At 39.0% G+C, this 3,148-nt stretch carries 2 protein-coding genes; both read right to left on the reverse strand.

Annotated elements, in window-relative coordinates; genetic code table 11:
• Positions 1-130: 130 nt before the first annotated feature.
• Positions 131-1,108, reverse strand: a complete 978-nt coding sequence (locus C1709_RS00900; protein WP_102285061.1) for a hypothetical protein — start codon at positions 1,106-1,108, stop codon at positions 131-133.
• Positions 1,109-1,132: 24 nt separating this feature from the next.
• Positions 1,133-2,386 carry an ATP-binding protein gene (locus tag C1709_RS00905; RefSeq protein WP_102285062.1) on the reverse strand — a complete coding sequence of 418 codons (1,254 nt, stop codon included), beginning with the start codon at positions 2,384-2,386 and terminating at the stop codon, positions 1,133-1,135.
• Between the last annotated feature and the right edge of the window lie 762 nt (positions 2,387-3,148).

Consider the following 3,148-nt stretch of genomic DNA (forward strand, 5'->3'; position numbering starts at 1 on the left):
AAAGACGGCTAATATTGGATGCTTACATAAAGGTACAAAAAAAATATGGAATGGCAAAGCCCGTGCTTGTGAAAGTTCGGGCTTTGTGATATGTTAAAAGAGGGTGTGCCAATTTTGACACACCCCCCTATTAATTTTTCTTTTCCCTATGTAACTCCTTACGCAACCCTTCCAAATCAGCTTCTACCCCATCTTTAGACACCAATGAGTCTTTGGGCAGCACGGAGTAGTTCTTGGCAATATTCTCCTTCTTTCCACTGAACCACTCGCCGAAAGCTGTTTGGAGGAAAGAGTCACCATCAAGGTTATCTTTCTTGTTATACCTTATTATATTAGTGACGAACTGTTTCAACTCAGCATTGCGTAGTTTCTTATTCAATGGAATGCCCAAATCCTTGTTGGCAGATACCTGGCCAGTTTCAATAAACAGTTTGACAACGTCGCATACTTTTTCTACATCTTCTACAGGAGTACCAGCAAGTGAGAATACAAGCATAGTGTACTCTTCTGTATTGGTCAGTCGCCTCTTTCGTTCTTCTTCCTGACATCGCTTGATTTCTGCTTCAAGGTTGAGCAGATGATCCCGTCTTTTCAGCACGTCCGATACATTTGCAGACAGAATATTGATTTCACGCATCCGTTTCTCGTTTTCGAGCATTAGGTTCCGTTTAATCTCTGCAACCTGTTGGTCAACCAATGTCTGTACAACCGCAGGAATTCGCTCTTGAAGAACTGTCAAAATAGCATTTGTATCAGTTTGTGGAATTTGTTTCACCGCTTCCATGATAGCCTCAAATTTGGCATCAGGAAGGGAACCCTCCTGCGAATTGACACGAAACTTTTTCATCTCATCGTCCAAAGAGACTAACATCCCAGTCTTCTCATCTATCTCTGTCTGATAGAAGGATGTGTAGTACAAGACAACAATCTTATAGAGAACAACCACAGCCGCTGCACCATAGAAATACGGAATATAAGAAGACCAGTCAAACTGGGCTTTGTCGAGATTAGCAAAAGCACCAATGAAGACCATTGCCAGGACAGCAGTTATTGTCAATGCTGCAATAATCCAAACTATCTTCTCTATTATTTTGAAAAACTTCACCATGATTTATGCGCTATACAAGAATGATTATAAATCCAAGCTGTCCTCTTTGAGTAAGAAGTCGAAAAGACCGATTGTGAGTATTCCCTCCTCGTTTCGACGAGGCATAATGTGGTCTTTCACAATAATCACCTTCTTGAAAGAATCATTAATGTTTGTAAGTGGGCGAGATTCCTGTATCTCTTTCTCCCTGTCAGGGATGGACAAGGCTGACTGCACATAATATTTCTTGCTGCCGAGGCTGGCAATAAAGTCCACTTCAAGTTGAATACGAACCCACTTGCCATCCTTGTCCTGCTTCTTTATTTCAACCATTCCGACATCAACACTGTAACCACGTACAAGTAATTCATTGTAGATGATATTCTCCATGATGTGCGTTTCCTCTTGTTGACGCATATCTAAGATGGCATTTCTCAGACCTATGTCAGAGAAATAGTATTTGGATAGCGTATTGATGTATTTCTTACCTTTTATATCGTAACGTATAGCTTTGTTCAGCAGGAACGATTCGGACAGGAAGGTGAGGTAATTGGAAATCGTCTGACTGCCTATGCTTACATTCTTAACACTTTTGAAAGTATTCGACAATTTAGTCGGATTGCATGGAGCACCTATAGATGATGCCAAAATAAGCACCAACTCACGGAGTTCATTATCATTCTTGATTTTGTGTCTCTCAATAATGTCTGCCAAATATACAGTTTCAAACAAGTCCTTCAGATAGTTTATCTTTTTTTCTTCGCTCTCAAAAGATTGGATGAGCGGCAGACCACCATAGGTATAATATTCACGCCATGCATCCTGCTTGTCACCGCCAACGGCAGAATAAAACTCCGCAAAAGACAATGGGTTAACATGAATAGCCTCTCCTCGACCACGAAATTCCGTAGGAATGTCTGATGATAGGAAGTGAGAGTTACTGCCTGTCACGTATGTGTCAGCATTATCAATATGCCGGAAGCTGTTCAACACATCAACAAACTCATCCATCAATTGCACTTCATCAATAATGATGTAATACAGCTCCTTGTCCTTGATTTTGTCATGAACAAAATGGAGCATTACGTCTGGATTTCTCAGCTTTTTGTTCATGCGGTCTTCAAGGTCAATGCGGATGATGTGGTCATCAGCCACCCCATTATCTAATAAGTAGTGATAGAACAAGACGTTCAGCAGATACGACTTGCCACATCTGCGGATTCCTGTTACAACTTTGATAAAGCCATTTTGACGGCTTTCAATTAGTTGTTTTAGATATCGATCTCTTTTAATCTCCATTGCCTGTGTTAAATTTTTGCCAATCTTGGCATTTTTTTCGGGGCAAAGGTAATGATTTAAATCCTATTGCACAAGGTTTACATTAAAAATCTGCCAATTATGGCGCTTTTTTAATAAAACAGCGCAAATTTTGGCTTGCTATCACATATGTAAGATTAAGTTATAAGTCCAAAAATAATTGAGTTATAGCTCAATTTTGCCATGCACCTTATCCTTTATAACCCATATACCTTCTTTTTCGACCACCTTCACGAGAAAGAATACTCATCTTCTTAATTTAAGCCCAATCACTTTCTATTGTTCTATTTGTTATTTTAACCTTTTCCGAAATCTTTCCCGAAGTCTTTTCCGAAATGCCCTTTGCGGATAAAAACGGATTAGCAATAATCAATTCAGATAATTCACTGACGTTCAGGCATTTCTTTTACGCCACTTTTACGCCATCTATTAGGGCATTTGTCTTTTTAAGAGCGTATTACTCATATTACTCATATTGATATAATCTGAGCAATAAGTCTATAAAACATGAATTATAGCCCTACATATTACTCGTATTGGCAAGTAATATCTCTCCTACATTAAATATCTGCCAATGTTGATGTTTTATCTTGCGCTTTTCTCTTATATATGTTCAATCATTAGTGTCCCGTTAAAATCGGGACCAGTTAAATATTAATCAAATAACCCAGGAAAGAGGGGACAATCGAGTTCTTTGACATTATTGAAATCAGTCCTTTCGAAGAGATCAACGAGTGGTGTCTT

Source organism: Metaprevotella massiliensis (assembly GCF_900241015.1).